At 38.2% G+C, this 16,959-nt stretch carries 14 protein-coding genes and 1 other annotated feature; of the genes, 3 read left to right on the forward strand and 11 right to left on the reverse strand.

Annotation, left to right across the window (positions count from 1 at the left end):
• The first annotated feature begins 1 nt into the window (after position 1).
• Positions 2-1,687 carry a ribonuclease J1 gene (gene rnjA / locus IGJ41_RS11950; RefSeq protein WP_002355122.1) on the forward strand — a complete coding sequence of 562 codons (1,686 nt, stop codon included), beginning with the start codon at positions 2-4 and terminating at the stop codon, positions 1,685-1,687.
• Between the two features lie 105 nt (positions 1,688-1,792).
• Here rnjA and IGJ41_RS11955 read toward each other — a convergent pair whose 3' ends face one another.
• From IGJ41_RS11955 to IGJ41_RS11970, 4 genes are all read right to left on the reverse strand, one after another.
• Positions 1,793-1,993, reverse strand: coding sequence for a cold-shock protein (locus tag IGJ41_RS11955; RefSeq protein ID WP_010827758.1), 201 nt, complete (start codon positions 1,991-1,993; stop codon positions 1,793-1,795).
• Positions 1,994-2,146: 153 nt separating this feature from the next.
• Positions 2,147-2,845, reverse strand: coding sequence for a RadC family protein (radC, locus tag IGJ41_RS11960; RefSeq protein ID WP_373966905.1), 699 nt, complete (start codon positions 2,843-2,845; stop codon positions 2,147-2,149).
• Between the two features lie 54 nt (positions 2,846-2,899).
• Positions 2,900-3,559 (reverse strand): HAD family hydrolase, encoded by a 660-nt coding sequence (locus IGJ41_RS11965; protein ID WP_025191191.1) that lies wholly within the window; start codon positions 3,557-3,559, stop codon positions 2,900-2,902.
• Positions 3,543-4,865, reverse strand: coding sequence for a bifunctional folylpolyglutamate synthase/dihydrofolate synthase (locus IGJ41_RS11970; RefSeq protein WP_010827760.1), 1,323 nt, complete (start codon positions 4,863-4,865; stop codon positions 3,543-3,545). The genes IGJ41_RS11965 and IGJ41_RS11970 overlap by 17 nt, the downstream gene beginning before the upstream one ends.
• A gap of 248 nt (positions 4,866-5,113) precedes the next feature.
• On the opposite strand from IGJ41_RS11970, the gene IGJ41_RS11975 reads away from it, so the two are divergent.
• Entirely contained in the window at positions 5,114-7,678 is a 2,565-nt protein-coding gene (locus tag IGJ41_RS11975; RefSeq protein WP_438714499.1) for a YfhO family protein, read from the forward strand.
• Entirely contained in the window at positions 7,671-8,270 is a 600-nt protein-coding gene (locus IGJ41_RS11980; protein WP_252672100.1) for a TVP38/TMEM64 family protein, read from the forward strand. Before IGJ41_RS11975 ends, IGJ41_RS11980 begins: the two co-directional genes overlap by 8 nt.
• A gap of 46 nt (positions 8,271-8,316) precedes the next feature.
• Here IGJ41_RS11980 and IGJ41_RS11985 read toward each other — a convergent pair whose 3' ends face one another.
• From IGJ41_RS11985 to IGJ41_RS12015, 7 genes are all read right to left on the reverse strand, one after another.
• Complete coding sequence (locus IGJ41_RS11985) at positions 8,317-10,959, reverse strand: valine--tRNA ligase (RefSeq protein WP_173963927.1); 2,643 nt, start codon at positions 10,957-10,959, stop codon at positions 8,317-8,319.
• A gap of 103 nt (positions 10,960-11,062) precedes the next feature.
• Positions 11,063-11,302: a binding site (T-box leader), on the reverse strand.
• Positions 11,303-11,351: 49 nt separating this feature from the next.
• Positions 11,352-11,840, reverse strand: coding sequence for a thiol peroxidase (tpx, locus tag IGJ41_RS11990; protein WP_002367321.1), 489 nt, complete (start codon positions 11,838-11,840; stop codon positions 11,352-11,354).
• A 63-nt stretch (positions 11,841-11,903) separates the two neighbouring features.
• Positions 11,904-12,551 (reverse strand): redox-sensing transcriptional repressor Rex, encoded by a 648-nt coding sequence (locus IGJ41_RS11995; RefSeq protein ID WP_002365189.1) that lies wholly within the window; start codon positions 12,549-12,551, stop codon positions 11,904-11,906.
• 129 nt (positions 12,552-12,680) lie between these two features.
• Positions 12,681-13,895, reverse strand: a complete 1,215-nt coding sequence (gene thiI, locus IGJ41_RS12000) for a tRNA uracil 4-sulfurtransferase ThiI (RefSeq protein WP_207491815.1) — start codon at positions 13,893-13,895, stop codon at positions 12,681-12,683.
• 159 nt (positions 13,896-14,054) lie between these two features.
• On the reverse strand, positions 14,055-15,368 hold the full coding sequence (locus IGJ41_RS12005; protein WP_002355107.1) for an NCS2 family permease: 1,314 nt from the start codon (positions 15,366-15,368) through the stop codon (positions 14,055-14,057).
• Between the two features lie 178 nt (positions 15,369-15,546).
• Positions 15,547-16,284 (reverse strand): SDR family oxidoreductase, encoded by a 738-nt coding sequence (locus IGJ41_RS12010; RefSeq protein ID WP_002359155.1) that lies wholly within the window; start codon positions 16,282-16,284, stop codon positions 15,547-15,549.
• Entirely contained in the window at positions 16,284-16,865 is a 582-nt protein-coding gene (locus IGJ41_RS12015; protein WP_002355105.1) for a DapH/DapD/GlmU-related protein, read from the reverse strand. The genes IGJ41_RS12010 and IGJ41_RS12015 overlap by 1 nt, the downstream gene beginning before the upstream one ends.
• Positions 16,866-16,959 lie beyond the last annotated feature (94 nt).

The following is a 16,959-nucleotide window of genomic DNA, read 5'->3' on the forward strand; positions in this document are numbered from 1 at the left end:
CATGAAAGTAAACATAAAAAATAACGAAACTGGCGTTTTTGCAATCGGTGGTTTAGGCGAAATTGGAAAAAACACATATGGGGTACAATTCCAAGATGAAATTATCATTATTGATGCTGGGATCAAATTCCCAGAAGATGATTTACTTGGGATTGACTACGTGATTCCAGATTATAGCTACATCGTTCAAAATTTGCATAAAGTCAAAGCACTCGTTATTACCCACGGTCATGAAGACCATATTGGTGGCGTTCCTTATCTTTTACGTCAAGCGAATATTCCAATCTATGCGGGACCACTAGCCTTGGCTTTAATTACCAACAAACTAGATGAACATGGTTTATTGCGAGAAGCGGAATTACACGAAATTAATGAAGATACGGTGATTCGTTTTAGAAAAACAGCGATTAGCTTTTTCCGGACGACTCACAGTATTCCTGATGCCTTGGGCGTTGTGGTTAAAACGCCTTCTGGTAACATTGTCGCAACAGGTGACTTTAAGTTTGACTTTACACCCGTTGGCGAGCCAGCCAACTTACACAGAATGGCAAAATTAGGTGAAGAAGGCGTCCTTTGTCTTCTTTCGGATAGTACCAATGCTGAAATACCCACCTTTACAAAATCCGAAAAAACAATTGGGACCTCTATTTTAAAAATCTTTGAAAAAATTGATGGTCGGATTATCTTTGCCAGTTTTGCTTCAAACATTTTCCGTTTACAACAAGCTGCTGACGCAGCTGTGAAAACCGGTCGCAAAATTGCTGTTTTTGGTCGTAGCATGGAAAATGCCATTGTCAATGGCGAACGCTTAGGCTACATCAAAGTGCCAAAAGGAACGTTTGTCGATGCGGCGGAACTGAACCAATTGCCAGCAAATGAAACAATGATTTTATGTACTGGCTCTCAAGGAGAACCTATGGCCGCGCTTAGTCGGATTGCTAACGGTACACACCGCCAAATTAGTATTCAACCAGGCGATACGGTTGTTTTCTCAAGCTCACCAATTCCTGGGAATACGACAAGTGTTAACCGTTTAATCAACTTATTATCTGAAGCCGGTGCGGAAGTTATCCACGGAAAAATCAATAATATCCATACTTCTGGTCACGGTGGACAAGAAGAGCAAAAATTAATGCTTCGCTTGATGAAGCCTAAATATTTCATGCCTGTTCATGGTGAATTTAGAATGTTAAAAATCCATGCTTCGCTCGCTCAAGATACAGGGGTTCCTGAAGAAAATTGCTTTATCATGGGCAACGGCGATGTCTTAGCTTTAACGGCTGATAGCGCACGTCCTGCTGGTCACTTCAACGCTAATGACGTGTACGTTGATGGAAATGGTGTCGGTGATATCGGGAATGTTGTTTTACGGGATCGTCGTATCTTATCTGAAGAAGGTTTAGTTTTAGCGGTAGCAACGGTTGATATTAAAAATAAAGAAATTATGGCTGGTCCAGACATTCTTTCCCGTGGTTTTGTCTACATGCGTGAGTCTGGTGATATGATTCATGAAGGCCAACGTCTTTTATTCAATGCTCTACGTGAAGCAATGAAAGATAAAAACTGTACCGAAGCAAAATTAGGCGAAGCCATGACGACCGCTTTACAGCCTTTCTTGTTTGAACAAACAGAACGTCATCCAATGATTCTGCCAATGATTATGACTGCCACAGTTAGTGATCAATAAAGCTCTCATTTAATAGAGAAGAAAAATGTTTGTTCATTTTTCTTCTCTATTTTTTCTAACAAAAAAACACCTAACATGCGTTAGGTGTTTTTGGATTATTTTTTATTAGTTTTTTTCTACGTTAACTGCTTGAGGGCCACGGTCTGAATCTTCAACATCAAAAGTCACTGATTGACCTTCTTCTAAAGTTTTGAAACCATCACCTTGGATAGCTGAGAAGTGTACGAATACGTCGCTTCCGTCTTCGCGTGAGATAAACCCAAAACCTTTTTCTGCGTTAAACCATTTTACTGTTCCTTGTTCCATTCTTTTGTTCCTCCTCGTGCATTTGCACATAAATAGTCGTAACTTTGCTCGCTTCCAATAGAATATTTAAAAACATTTAAAAAGTCTACATAATTCCAAACAAGATTACCCTTTCATTTTACACGTGATAAAATATTTTTGCAAGAATTGTCCTCATTCTGAAGCAAAAAAATTCTCTTCTCTCAAACTAATGTATCCGCTATCACCAACAATAATATGATCCAACAATTGAATCCCCATCATTTCGCCACATTCTTCCATTCGTTTGGTAAATTGAATATCTTGTGGAGACGGTGTCGGATTGCCAGATGGATGATTATGAGCTAATAGTATGCGAGCAGAAGAATATTTAACCGCTTCCCGAAAAATTTCGCGTGGATGAGCAATACTTTGATTCAGTGATCCTTTGAAAATCGTTTTCTGTTGAATAATGTCATTCTTAGTATTCAAGTAAATACAAATTAAATGTTCTTGTTGCAGCCCCTTCATCTCTTGGAGTAATCGTAGAGCGACTTGTTGACTGGACGTAACTTTGCCAAATTTGATTTGACTACTTTGATAAATTCGACACCCCAATTCAATAGCCGCACGTAATTCAATGGCTTTCACTTGGCCAATGCCTCTAATAGCCATTAACTCGTTCAATGTGGCTTGCCGCAAATAAGAAAGTTGCTTAAACTGTTTTAACAGCGTTGCGGCAACAGTCATCACGTCTGCTTCTTTTGAGCCAGTTCGTAACAGAATCGCCAACAACTCTTGATTTGATAATGCTTTTTCTCCTATCGCTAAGAGCCGTTCTCGTGGTAAACAATCACTCGGCATCTCGCGAATAAATAGATCCGATACTTGCATAAAAAACCTCCTTTGCTAGTCATTAATAAACTACGCAAAGGAGTGTTGTTTTTATTATTTTAAATAATGTGGCGCTTGATGTAAACTCTCCAAGACATGCAATGTTTTCTCTTGGATAACTTCAGTTGGTTGCAATAAATCAGGTACCATGATCACTGGAATGCCCGCACTATGAGCCGCACTTACCCCATGAAATGAGTCTTCGAAAATCAAGGTTTTCGGGGCTTCTGTTCCTAAAAGTTGACGAGCTTTTTGAAAAATTTCTGGGTCCGGTTTTGCTCGTTTAACATCCTCTGCTGAAACGATCCCTACAAAACGATCCTGAATCCCAGCATGGCTTAATAACATTTCAATTGCTGGACGGACGTTACTTGAAGCAACCAATCGAGGAATTTTTTGATCATCTAAAAAGTCGAGGAATTCCACCACCCCTGGTTTTAAAGGGACGTTACCAGATCGAAACTCTTGTAGGGTATCATCATAAGAACGGCGGATAAATTCTTCCACTGTGTCGTGACCATAGGATGCATAAATACGTCGGTAATTCTCTTGTACTTCTTCATCGGAAATCCCAACATAGTCTAAATAGACTTCTTTACTATATGGTAACCCTATTGCATCTGCTACTTTTTGAGTAGATGTATAGTAAATCAACTCCGTATCAAAAAGCAACCCATCCATATCAAAAATTACGCCATCAAATTTCTTCATCATTTCCTCCTATAGTTAAAAGTAATTCTCTTACTTGAGAAACAAAATATAATGAACCTGTTACTAATAATAAATCATCTGCCGACATTTTTTCTAAAATTTCGCCTAAGCCAAATTGCCATAAAGACACAATTTCTGTTAAATCGTCTTCATATTTTTCCATTTCTGTAAGTGCAATAGCTTTAGGGTAATCAAAGCTAGTTAAGTAAAGATGCGCATTCGGTACTTGCTTTAAGTCCTGAATCATCTCATCCACATCTTTAGTTGCTAAAGCTGAAAATAAAATATGAATCGTGTGTTGTGGAAACTCTTTGCGCAAGTTTTCAACTAAGCGTTTTACTGCATGATCATTGTGGGCACCATCTAAAACAATCAACGGTTCATCACTAAGACGTTCCATTCGAGCTGGCCATTGCGCTTTAGCTAACCCTTGAGTAATGTCTCGTTCTTTAAACGGCAAATGTTGTAGTTGGCAATACTTGTCAAATAATTGAATAGCTACCGCCGCGTTTTCTACTTGGTGACGCCCCAACAAGGGAACTTTAATCTTTGTCAGTTTGCCCATTTCTCCATAGAAATTAAATACTTCCCCCCATTGTGTGTCAGGATGTAGATATTCCACTTGATACTCTTTGCCAAAACGAAAAATTGGACTCTGTTTTTCTTGTGCGACTTTTTCAATGACTGCTAGCGCATCAGCACAAATATTGCCTGTTACTACTGGGACTTTTTCTTTAATAATACCCGCTTTTTGATAGGCAATTTCAGCAATTGTTTCACCTAAAATTTCTGTGTGATCCTTTCCAATTGTCGTAATTCCCGTCAATAATGGCTTCACGACATTGGTGCTATCAAGTAATCCACCTAAGCCAACTTCAACAACTGCGATATCCACTTGTTCATTCACGAAATAGTCCAAGGCCATTCCTGTCAATGTTTCGAATTCTGTAATTCCAGCCACTTCAGTGATTTTGTCTAATTCTTTAATGATTGGTTGATACTTTTCCACATAGGTAATCAATTGTTCGTCTGAAATTGGTTGACCATTTATCGCAATTCTTTCATTAAATGATTCAATATAAGGAGAGGTAAAGGTTCCGACTTTCAAGCCCATTTCTTCTAATAGACAGCGTAAATATGTCACGGTTGAGCCTTTACCATTGGTTCCTGCGATATGAATCGTTGGCACTTTGTTTTCTGGATGATCAATTTTTTCTAATAACGCATTAATCCGATCCAAACCAGGTCTTGAACCAAAGGGTAACCGGCTATGAATCCATTCAATGGCTTCTTCTATTGTTAATTGCATCTTGTCCAACTCCTTGTCTTCTTCTACATTATAACTAAGTTAGGTGACTTTTTCACTAATAACCAATTGAAACTTTTTCTTGAAAACTTTTTGCATTTTTCATAATTTTGCGTTATTAGCGGATACATTAATGAACTTATGGTAAACTAACATTCTGGATGGTTCGTTCCAGCCAGCCAATTAAAAACTATTTTTAGAGCGTTCAACACGCTTATTCATGATTTTTTTATAAAGGTGGACTTATTTTGATGAAAAACAAATCGAAGCTTTTATGGTTAGGAAGTTTTTTCTTGCCGTTTTTACTTCTGTTGCTTGTATGGATGACATTACAACTTGCGCCTTTTGGTGACAACAACTTATTAGTTAGTGATTTAGGCACGCAATACATGCCTTTCTTGAGTTTTTTAAAACGCTCTTTTCACGAGGGAATAAATACATTCTACTCTTTTTCCAATGAGATTGGTGAGTCGATTGTTCCTTTGGCAGCCTATTACTTACTGAGCCCTTTTAATGTGTTGGCTTTCTTTTTTCCTTATGAACAATTACCTATAGCAATTTTATGGATTATTACCTTAAAACTTGCCTTGATGGGCACTACGATGTTTAGCTATTTAAAATACACCTATCAAAAAGTTGATGGCACCACGTTACTTTTTTCAACGTCCTATAGTTTCTGTGGCTTTGTCACCGTCTATAGCCAAAACTTTATGTGGTTGGATGCACTGATTCTATTCCCGCTTATCTTATTGGGACTCCAACGTTTATGGGATCAACGCAAATGGGGCTTATACAGTATAACCCTGTTTTTAGCGATTGTGACGAATTACTACATGGGTTATATGATTTGTCTCTTTGCTGTTTTGTACAGTATCTATTGGTTCTTTAAAAAGAATACTCAAGCCCATGCTATTCGGCAATTTTTTAAACAAAGTCCGTTATTCATCCTCGTTTCTTTTTTAACAGGAACCGCAACTAGCTTTTTATTATTACCTGCAGCAGAAGGAATGCTCTATACAAAAAAAGCAGATTTTGATGTCTCGACGTTCTTTTTAACGCCTAAGTTCAACACTTCGTTCTTCTCGCAATTAGGCTTAGGTTCTATTAATTATGAGTTGCGTTTAGACCATTTACCAACCGTTTTTGCTGGATTATTTGTGACACTCCTCTGTGTCGCCTATTTTCAAACGAAACAAATTGCGTTAAAAGAAAGAATAGCTTCAGCGATTCTTTTATTCATTCTCTTTTTAAGCTTTTGGTTAGAAGCCTTTAACACTGTCTGGCACATGTTTCAAAGCCCAGCTGGTTTCCCTTACCGAAATGTCTTTATCTTTAGCTTTTTATTGATTGTCTTTGCCTATGAAGCTTGGCTTAAAAAAGTGACCATTCCTTGGTCCGCACCTATTATTTTTAGTCTGCTGTTAGTCATTGGCTACGGATCTTTGTATTATGGTCCACAAAAGAATCTCTTAATTTCGATCAATTATTTATGGCTAAGTTTACTTTTTATTTGGTTGATTTTCTTTTGCTTGCGTTTAGCACACAAAAAGGCCTTAAGAAACTATGTAGTCGTGGCTTTATTCTTACTGGTCAGCACAGAATTAACAACGAATTTCTGGATTTCTTTTAAACATATGCCCTTTGGTAGCCAAGCAACATTTGCCCAAGATTACCGAAAACACAGCCAATTAATCGATGAAAAAATGACCTCAGCACCAGAACTTTATCGCATGAAACAAGTCATTCCTTCCAAAGAAACAGGGTTCCGTGAAATCAATAACGGCTACAATAATCCTTTACTTTATGGCTATGCTGGCGTTTCTAGCTATACTTCGACTTTAACTGCCACTACCCAAGACACATTAAGTGCGCTAGGTTTATATCGAAAAAATGATCGCCGGATTGCTTATGTGGATAATTCACAATTAACCAATTTACTTTTAAATGTGAAATATGACTTTTTACCAATTGAAAAACCTACGAGTGAAAAATTGCTAAAAACAGTTGGTTCCACGAAAATCATGGAAAATGATGAAGCGATCGGTATGGGCTTTTTGGCGCCAACCGCATTAACCAAGTTAAAATTAGCAAAAAATAATCCTTTAGATGCCCAAGAAGAACTCCTGCAAACGCTCGTGCCGACGGATAAACCTTACTTTAAAACAGCTTCGTTGATAAATGAACCTCATCATACCAACGAAACAATTGAAGCAACCTTTAAAGTGAATAGCACTGGCGACTTGCATCTTTATATTCCGAATTTAAAATGGAAAAAAGTTACACAATTGAAGGTAAACCAACAAGTTATCTCGACGCCGATTTATATTGCAACCAATCAACTGTTCAATTTAGGGCATTTTGAAAAAGGAACTACCGTGACCCTGTCACTAACTGCTGAACAAGTGGTTGATTTAACTAATTGGCAACTTCAAACTTTAGACCAAACAGCCTTTAATCGTGCGGTTGACAAATTACGCCAACAAGCTCTTCACGTGAATGCAACTAAAAAAGGCCATTTAAATGGCGCACTGAATGTACCTGGAAATGATACTCAGTTACTGTATACGTCCATTCCTTATGATCAAGATTGGCAAGTCAAATCGTCGCTACAAAAAGAACCATTAAAAACACAACGCATTCTAGGTGGCTTTTTAGCTGTTGAAGTCCCAGCTGGCAAACAGCAGTTAACCTTTGCCTATCATCCAAGAATGATTTATCTCGGCACTGCCGTCAGCGGAACGATTTTACTGGGAACGGCTGGTTATCTTGGCTTTAAAAAATACCGTCGAAAACGTCAGGAGGCCACTCATGACTAATCAGAAAAAATTTTTAAATGGACTCATTCGGTGGTTACCCCTAGTTGGACTTGTGCTTTTCTTCGGCTTAATTTTATGGGGATATTCCAGAGGAATTTTTCATTCTGTTGCTTCCTTGCAAGCTTTTATTAAACAGTTTGGTAACTATGCGGTTCTGTGTTTCATTTTTTTACAAATCGTCCAAGTGATTATCCCTATTCTACCTGGAGGAATCTCTTCTGTTGCAGGAATGTTGATGTTTGGCAATTTGCAAGGCCTTTTGTATAGCTATATTGGATTGATTATTGGTGAGTTTATTGGCTTTTTACTAGTTCGTTACTATGGACGTAGCTTTGTAAAAATAATCCTTTCTCCCAATAAATACAAAAAATTTGAAGAGATTTTAGACAAAAATGAACACAATGTCAAAAAGCTTTTAATCTTTACTATGTTAGTCCCCTTCGCTCCAGATGATATTGTTTGTTTAGTGGCGGGAATTACAGATATTTCTTTAAAAGAATTCATGAAAATTGTTCTTTTATTGAAATTCTGGTCTGTGGCTACTTACAGCTACTTAATGTTGTATTTGTTTCAATTATTTGGCAAATTATAACAAAAAGACAACAAAACCAACGTTTGGTTTTGTTGTCTTTTCTTTTTTAGATTGAACGTAAATGGGCAATCCGTTCTTTGACAGCCTCTTGTTTTTCAAGGTAGTCTTTTTCTTTTGCACGTTCTGCTTCCACGACCTCATCTGGTGCATTTGACACAAAACGTTCATTTGAAAGTTTGCCTTGCACACGTTTGACTTCTTTTGTCCATTTGTCTAATTCTTTTTCTAAGCGAGCAATTTCTTCTTCAATATTAATCAAACCAGCTAATGGTAGGAATAGTTCTGCGCCTGTTAAAACAGCGGACATGGCTAATTCTGGCGCTTCTATTTCACGACTGATGACTAATTCCTCTGGGTTACAGAAGCGTTCCAAGTAGCTAGTATTAGCTGTTAAAAATTCTTCTACTTCTGTATCGTTTGTTTTAATTAACAAAGTAATTGGTTTAGAAAGTGGTGTATTCACTTCTGCTCGAATATTCCGAACTGAACGAATGACTTCTTTCAGAACTTCCATTCCTCGAGCTGCTGCTTCATCGTTAAATTCTTCATGCACAACTGGATACTCTGCCACAACCAATGACTCACCTTGATGCGGAATTTTTTCCCAAATTTCTTCTGTTACAAACGGCATAATTGGATGTAATAAGCGTAAGATTTGATCCAATGTGTACACCAAGATGCTCCGTGTTGTTTGTTTAGCTACTTCATTGTCTCCGTAAAGAATTTCTTTACTCATTTCAATATACCAATCACAGAAATCATCCCAGATGAAGTTGTATAATTGGCGACCTGCTTCACCGAATTCAAAACGATCAAATAATTCTGTCACACGGGCGACTGTTTCGTTTAAGCGCGTTAAAATCCAACGATCAGCGACAGTCTTTTCACCACTAAAGTCAATATCTGCAGCAGTCATACCTTCTACATTCATGATAACGAAGCGACTTGCATTCCAGATCTTATTGATAAAGTTCCAAGAAGCATCCATTTTTTCATAACTAAAACGAACATCTTGACCTGGAGCTGAACCATTTGATAAGAACCAACGTAACGCATCTGCACCATATTTTTCGATGACATCCATTGGATCAATCCCATTCCCCAATGATTTACTCATTTTGCGTCCTTGCTCATCACGAATTAAGCCGTGAATTAAGACATTTTGGAAGGGACGTTCACCTGTAAACTCTAAACTTTGGAAAATCATACGACTCACCCAGAAGAAGATGATGTCATAGCCAGTAACTAATGTGCTTGTTGGGAAGTAACGTTGATAATCTTCGCTTGCTTCGTCCGGCCAGCCCATCGTTGAAAATGGCCATAATGCAGAACTAAACCATGTATCTAAGACATCACTATCTTGAACCCAGTTTTCACTGTCGGCTGGTGCTTCCATTCCAACATACATCTCGCCCGTTTCTTTGTGATACCAAGCAGGAATTTGATGGCCCCACCATAATTGTCGCGAAATAACCCAATCATGTACATTTTCCATCCAACGTAAAAATGTTTGATTGAAGCGTGGTGGATAAAATTCAACAGCGTCTTCTGTTTCTTGATTTTTCATTGCTTTTTCAGCTAGTGGTCCCATTTTTACAAACCATTGGGTCGATAAACGTGGTTCCACGACAACGCCTGTTCGTTCTGAATGGCCCACGCTGTGATTCATTGTTTCGATCTTAATTAAGCGACCTAGTTCTTTCAAGTCAGAGACAATCGCTTTACGTGCAGCAAAACGATCCATTCCTTCATATTTTCCAGCCAGTTCATTCATCGTGCCGTCTTCGTTCATAACATTTACTCGAGGTAAGTCATGACGATTACCGACTTCAAAGTCATTTGGATCATGGGCAGGTGTGATTTTTACAACCCCTGTTCCAAATTCCATATCTACATAGTCATCTGCAATAATTGGAATTTCTTTATCGACTAATGGCAAGACAACTGTCTTACCAATAAGTTCCTGATACCGTTCATCTTCTGGATGGACCGCAATCGCCGTATCTCCCAACATTGTTTCAGGACGCGTTGTCGCAATTTCAACAACGCCAGAACCATCTGATAATGGGTAGCTCATGTGGTAAAAAGCTCCTTCAATATCTTTATGGATTACTTCAATATCAGACAATGCTGTTTTCGCTTTTGGATCCCAGTTAATGATATATTCACCACGGTAAATCAAATCTTTCTCGTAAAGAGAGACAAACACTTTACGAACGGCCTCAGATAACCCTTCATCTAAAGTAAAACGTTCACGGCTGTAATCTAAAGAAAGGCCCATTTTTGCCCACTGTTCACGAATGTGAGAAGCATATTCTTCTTTCCATTCCCACACTTGATCAACAAATTTTTCACGACCTAAGTCGTAACGTGAAATTCCTTGTTGTGCTAGTTTCTCTTCTACTTTTGCTTGCGTGGCAATTCCGGCATGGTCCATTCCTGGTAGCCATAACGTATCAAAGCCTTGCATTCTTTTTTGGCGGATAATCATATCTTGTAATGTTGTATCCCAAGCATGCCCTAAGTGTAGTTTTCCTGTTACATTGGGTGGTGGAATAACAATTGAATAGGGCTTCGCTTTTTTGTCGCCACTTGGTTTAAATAAATCTTGATCTAGCCATTTTTGATAACGGCCAGCTTCGATTTCTGTCGGTTGATATTTCGTTGGTAAGTTTTTTTCTTCTGACATTTTTTCCCCTTCTTTCTTAAAATACGCGATTTGGAGCGGTAATTATTTTACAAATGAGTTTTTTTGGGCTAAACACTAAAATACGCCCTAAAATACTTTCGTATTTTAGGGCGTAGATTCATCTTATTTACGCGGTACCACCTAAATTGCATTTGAATTGAATTCATTCAAATGCCACTCATTCGTGAGATAACGTTCACGAAACGAATCGTTCTACTAACGTACTGTGTTCAAACCATTGACTCACAAGCTACCTTCTCACTGGTTGTGTAAAAGTCTTGCACCTGAACGACTTTTTCTCTAAAACGACACCAATGATACTCCTCTTGTTCGCTGTCTTTGCTTCATTCTACAATGAAGCGCAAGCAAAGTCAATTTGTAATCTAGAGGGATTACACTTTTTTTGCAGCTTCTAACGCTTGTTGATAATCGGGTTCCGACGAAACTTCTGAGACGATTTCTTCATAAACTAACGTTCCTTCTGGGTCAATCACAAAAATAGCACGTGCTAAACGGCCCATTTCTGGAATATACAAACCATAAGCTGCACCAAATGAGTCTTCAGTATCATGAAGCATTTCCATTTCGACACCCTCAGCGGCACACCAATTTGCTTGTTCTTCAACTGTGTTATTGGAAATCGTGATAATCTGAACACCGTCTAATTTCGCCGCTTCTTGATTGAAACGTTTCGTTTGCAGTGAACAAACACGTGTGTCGATATCAGGAACCACACTAATTAAAACCGTTTTACCTTTATAATCTGCCAAGTTGATTTCTTGGTTGTTTAAATTTTTCAAAGAAAAGACGGGGGCTTTTGTGCCAACTTCGGGCTGTTCACCTGTCAATTCTAATACGTGCCCTTTTCTTGTAACATTCATTCTGAAATCCTCCTTTTCCACTTTCAATAATAAGTATAGTAGAGGATTTTTATGAAGACAATTTTATTGCTTTGGGCTATTTGCTAGTGAAAAAGTTTCATTAAAATAAATCAGTGTTTGCAGTTCCGTTGTTAAATCAATATACTGCACACTAACGTTGGCTGGCACACTGACACGGTCTGGCGCAAAATTTAAAATCGCAGTCACACCCGCTTGAACAATTTTGTCGATGGCTTTTTGGGCATGGTGACTTGGTACTGTAGAAATGGCTACCGTGACCCCTTCTTGTCGAACGAATGCTTCTAACTCAGACATATCATGAACTAATAATCCATTAATCGTGGTGCCAACTAAAGCTGAATCATTATCAAAAGCACAGACAATATTCAAATTCTCGTTGCGTCTAAAATTATTTTTTAATAATGCCTTGCCTAAATTGCCACAACCAATCAGAGCAATTCTTTTTTCTTCTTGCGTATTTAAAATATTACTAAATACCTCAATTAAATACGGCACATCGTAACCATAACCGCTTCGGCCCAGTTCACCAACGTGGGAAAAATCACGCCGAATCGTTGCAGAAGGAATCTGGATCATTTCACTAAACTCTCGTGATTTAATGCGTTTAACACCAGAATCCCCTAACATTTTTAAATAACGTAAATAAACCGGCAAACGTTTTGCCGTTGCTTTAGGCATTTTTTTCTCCATCCTCTGTCCCCCTTGTTACCTACTTCACATATTCAGTTTATCACGGTTCCCCTCTCCGAGCAACTTGTTTGTGAAATAAGTACAAAATAAATACAGTGACGTCTAAGCGACCGTCACTGTATTTATTTCTTATAGGAAATCTGCAAATTCGTCTTCTTGTTTATCTTTCACTGTTTCTGCTGAAATCTCTGTAATTTTGAGTCCTTCTAAGGCCCGAGCCATTAAACCTTCCAAGTCTAAGCGCGCTTCATAATCTTGCGCTTTATCCAAGCGAGGTCGTGTTTTCGGTTGCGGTGGCGCAAAAATTGTACAACAATCTTCGAAGGGTTGGATGGCTAATTCAAACGTGTCAATTTTTTCGGCAATTTCGATAATTTCTGTCTTATCCATTGAAACAACGGGTCGAATTATCGGTGTTGAGGTAACCTCATTAATTGCTACCATACTTTGAAGTGTTTGCGAAGCCACTTGTCCTAACGATTCACCATTAATAATGACTAAACCTTTCCGCATTTCACGAATTGCATCTGTTAAGCGTAACATTAAACGTCGTGTAATGGTCATTAAGTAGCCTTGGGGAACAACTCGTTTTATTTCTTCTTGAATTTCTGTAAAGGGCACTTCAATAAATTGAATAGTTCCTACATAAGGGACTAATTTTTCAGCTAAATCTTTAGCCTTTTGTAACGCTTGTTCACTTGTATAAGGCGGACTAGCAAAATGGACAGCTTCCACTTCCACGCCACGTTTCATAGCTAAATAACCAGCAACTGGTGAATCAATGCCTCCTGACAACATCAACATACCACGACCACTGGTGCCCACTGGCAATCCACCCGCACCGCGAATCGTTTCATAAGATAAATACGCCGCATCTTTACGAATTTCAATTCTTAAGTTAATATCAGGCTTTTTCATTTGTACTTGAATTTCCGGAATGGCTTCAATAACTGCCCCACCTAATTCTTGATTCAAGCCATTTGAATCAAGTTCAAATGAATGGTCCGAGCGTTTAGCAGTAATTTTAAACGTCTTACCTGGCGTATAAACTTCCCGAACAACCTCTTGAACCATTGCACGAATCGCTGGCATTTCTTTTTCAATACGAATACTTGGCGAAAAATTTTGAATTCCAAACACTTTACTTAGTTTCGGAATCACTTCTTCACTATCTTCCCCATTTAATAAAATATGCATTCTATCTCGATCTGCATGGATTTTCAATGCTGGAAAATCAGCTAACGCACGTTTCACATTTTGTGCTAACTGCATGATAAACGTTTTACGATTTTTTCCTTTAGTTGATAATTCGCCATAGCGAACCATAATTTCTGTATACTTCACTCAATTAATTCCTCTCTGTTCCTGTATCTTCACAGGTCAATGTCTTTGCAAATTATACATCAAATAAGGGGCGTTTTTCTAGTGCTTAGTCGAAAAAAAATAGTTGATTCATAAGACAATGAACTTATGAATCAACTATTTGATAACTTTCTCTCTTGCTTATTGCGCATTCAGGATCCACATGAATCCGACAAAAACAAAGAACAAGCCATACATAATTGGCGAAACTTCTTTCCCGCGTTTTGCCGCAATCATTGTAATTGGATAGAAGATAAAGCCTAAGGCAATCCCATCTGAAATGCTGTATGTCAATGGCATTCCTAACAAGATTAAGAAGGAAGGGATTGCAATTTCCATTTCGTTCCATTTAATTTTGCTTAAGGATTGTGCCATCAAAACACCAACAATAATCAACGCTGGTGCTGTAACTTGCGAAGTGACAACTGCTAACAAAGGAGAAAATAGCAAGCTGAAAATAAATAAAATCCCTGTTGTAATAGCTGTGATTCCTGAACGACCACCCACAGCAATCCCCGCAGATGATTCGACATATGCGCCAACTGGCGATGTCCCTAGTAGAGAACCAGCTAACATCGCTGTTGAATCAGCGGCTAAAGCTTTCCCCACACGCGGCATTTTATTGTCCTTCATAAAACCTGCTTGATTGGCTAAGCCCACCAACGTACCAGCCGTATCAAAGAATGTTACTAATAGGAACGTTAAAACCACGACCCACATTTGAATCGTATTGATATCTTTCACATGTCCTAACGCCACTAAAAATGTTGGTTCTAAACTTGGCGCGCTTGAAATAATCTTATCAGGCATTGGAATAACGCCTGTCGCTAAACCAACAATCGTTGAAATCGCCATTCCAATAAAAATACCACCAGGCACTCGACGAACTAACAAAATTGCAGTTACGACTAAGCCGACAATGGTGACCCACGTTGAACCAACATTCAAAGGTCCTAAGCCAACGAGTGTCGCATCATTTGCCACAATTAAGCCACCTTGGCTTAAACCAAGAAAAGCAATAAACAACCCGATCCCACCTGAAATAGCAAATTTCAAGTCTGCAGGAATTGCATCAATAATTAGCTCGCGTAATTTAAAAATTGTAATTAAAATAAATATCAATGAAGCCACAAAAACGCCTGCTAATGTCGTTTGCCAAGGAATCCCCATACCAACAGAGACTGAATAAGCAAAGAATGCATTAATTCCTAAAGCTGGTGCTGTCGCAATCGGATATTTCGCCAACACACCCATTAAAATACAACCTAAGGCACTCGCTAAAGCGGTGGCAGTAAAAACAGCGCCTTCGTCCATGCCAGAAGCACCAAGTACGGTTGGATTAACGAACAAAATATACGCCATTGAGATAAATGTGGTGAAACCAGCTAACATTTCTCGTTTCATATTCGTATTCAATTGTTCAAGTTCAAAATATGAACTTATTTTTTCTTTCATGTTCCGTCCTCCTAAAATCTAAACATTTTACAATGTTCGTAAAATATTCAATTTATTAATGAAACAACGTGTTTAATCATATAATAAACCAACAAATAAGTAAATATCAAATTCTAAATTCTGTAAAAAACGAACAATCACGATTTAAAAAAAGTATTCCTTTCTAGGAATACTTTTTTTAAATCGTTTGTGTGGTCGGGCGAACAACCATTTCACTGATTGACATACGATCTGGCGTGTCTATGGCAAAGACCACCGCTTGCGCAATGTCTTCCGCCTTTAAGCCCCAACTTAACTGTTCTAGATGTAACGTTTCAGCTACTACTCGATTAGAAATTGTTTGATAAAGTTCTGTTTGTACAGCACCTGGTGAAATAATCGTTGATTTAATGTTATTCTCTCTTTGTTCTTGTCGCAATCCTTCCATAATTGCTCGAACAGCAAACTTTGTTCCACAGTAGACAGCCGAATCTGGATAAACGACATGTCCTGCCACAGAATCAGTAGCAATAATCTGCCCTGATTTTTGTTCAACCATAATTGGAAGAACTGCCGCAATGCCATTTAAAACACCCATAATATTAATATCTAGCATTTGACGCCATTCTCCTTTTGGTGCTTCAATAAGAGGCGCCGTTGGCATAACTCCTGCATTGTTAAAAAGAACATCAATTCGTCCATATTTTTCCATTGTAAGCTTGATTACACGCTGAACTTCCTCTTCTTTCGTTACATCTGCTTGTTGCACGAGAATCGTTGCTTCAGGAAGTTCTTTTTTTATAGCAATTAAACGTTCTTGTCGACGTGCTGCAATGACTAACTTCGCTCCTTTTCTGGCAAGTAAACGGGCTGTTGCCTCACCGATGCCACTGGAAGCGCCCATGATAACAATAACTTTTTCTGATAATGATTTCATTATATTTCCTCCTTATCTTCCTGAATCCAACGAATAATTTTAGCTGGTGTTCCTGCAACAATAGCGTTAGCTGGCACATCTTTAGTTACAGTCGCATTAGCTGCTACGATAGCATTTTCACCAATCGTAATACCTGGTAAAACAGTGACACCCGCGCCTAACCACGCAAATTTTTTAATGGTAATTGGTGCTAGCAATACACCTCGCCGTTTCATTGGCAGTTCCGGATGATTGACACTTAAGAGATTAACGCGCGGACCAATTAAAACATTGTCTTCAATTATAATGCCCCCTAAATCAACAAACATAGCTGCCCGATTAATAAAAATATTTTTACCAAAATGTATATTGCGTCCAAAATCTGTATAAAAAGGCAATAAAATCGTAACGGTTTCGTCAATTTTGTCTTGGATAATCGTGGCAAGAAGATTCCTTACTTCATTATGTGTATAGGCTTGTTGATTTAATTCTATTAAATAGCGACTATTTTCCTCTTGAATCTGATGAATAAGTTGAAATAGTGGTTCATCTTTATCAATGCTACCTGTTGCAATTAGTTCTTGGAGATTTTTTGTAAGCATTCCTAATCGCCTCCTTTTGCTAAATTTATCGTAATACGTGACAACTCCTCTGTCTAATACTTATAATAAATAGATAAGCATGCGTTTTAGTTAT

The sequence above is a fragment of the Enterococcus sp. DIV1537a genome (assembly GCF_051712085.1).
Classification (GTDB): domain Bacteria; phylum Bacillota; class Bacilli; order Lactobacillales; family Enterococcaceae; genus Enterococcus; species Enterococcus faecalis.

Coding starts and splice junctions, on each gene's coding strand:
- IGJ41_RS11985 (WP_173963927.1), bottom strand. CDS start 10,959: ATGTCAGAAGAAAAAAACTTACCAACGAAATATCAACCGACAGAAATC.
- IGJ41_RS11970 (WP_010827760.1), bottom strand. CDS start 4,865: ATGCAATTAACAATAGAAGAAGCCATTGAATGGATTCATAGCCGGTTA.
- radC (WP_373966905.1), bottom strand. CDS start 2,845: ATGCAAGTATCGGATCTATTTATTCGCGAGATGCCGAGTGATTGTTTA.
- IGJ41_RS12015 (WP_002355105.1), bottom strand. CDS start 16,865: ATGCTTACAAAAAATCTCCAAGAACTAATTGCAACAGGTAGCATTGAT.
- tpx (WP_002367321.1), bottom strand. CDS start 11,840: ATGAATGTTACAAGAAAAGGGCACGTATTAGAATTGACAGGTGAACAG.
- IGJ41_RS11995 (WP_002365189.1), bottom strand. CDS start 12,551: ATGGAGAAAAAAATGCCTAAAGCAACGGCAAAACGTTTGCCGGTTTAT.
- IGJ41_RS12005 (WP_002355107.1), bottom strand. CDS start 15,368: ATGAAAGAAAAAATAAGTTCATATTTTGAACTTGAACAATTGAATACG.
- rnjA (WP_002355122.1), top strand. CDS start 2: ATGAAAGTAAACATAAAAAATAACGAAACTGGCGTTTTTGCAATCGGT.
- IGJ41_RS12010 (WP_002359155.1), bottom strand. CDS start 16,284: ATGAAATCATTATCAGAAAAAGTTATTGTTATCATGGGCGCTTCCAGT.
- IGJ41_RS11965 (WP_025191191.1), bottom strand. CDS start 3,559: ATGATGAAGAAATTTGATGGCGTAATTTTTGATATGGATGGGTTGCTT.
- IGJ41_RS11975 (WP_438714499.1), top strand. CDS start 5,114: ATGAAAAACAAATCGAAGCTTTTATGGTTAGGAAGTTTTTTCTTGCCG.
- IGJ41_RS11955 (WP_010827758.1), bottom strand. CDS start 1,993: ATGGAACAAGGAACAGTAAAATGGTTTAACGCAGAAAAAGGTTTTGGG.
- IGJ41_RS11980 (WP_252672100.1), top strand. CDS start 7,671: ATGACTAATCAGAAAAAATTTTTAAATGGACTCATTCGGTGGTTACCC.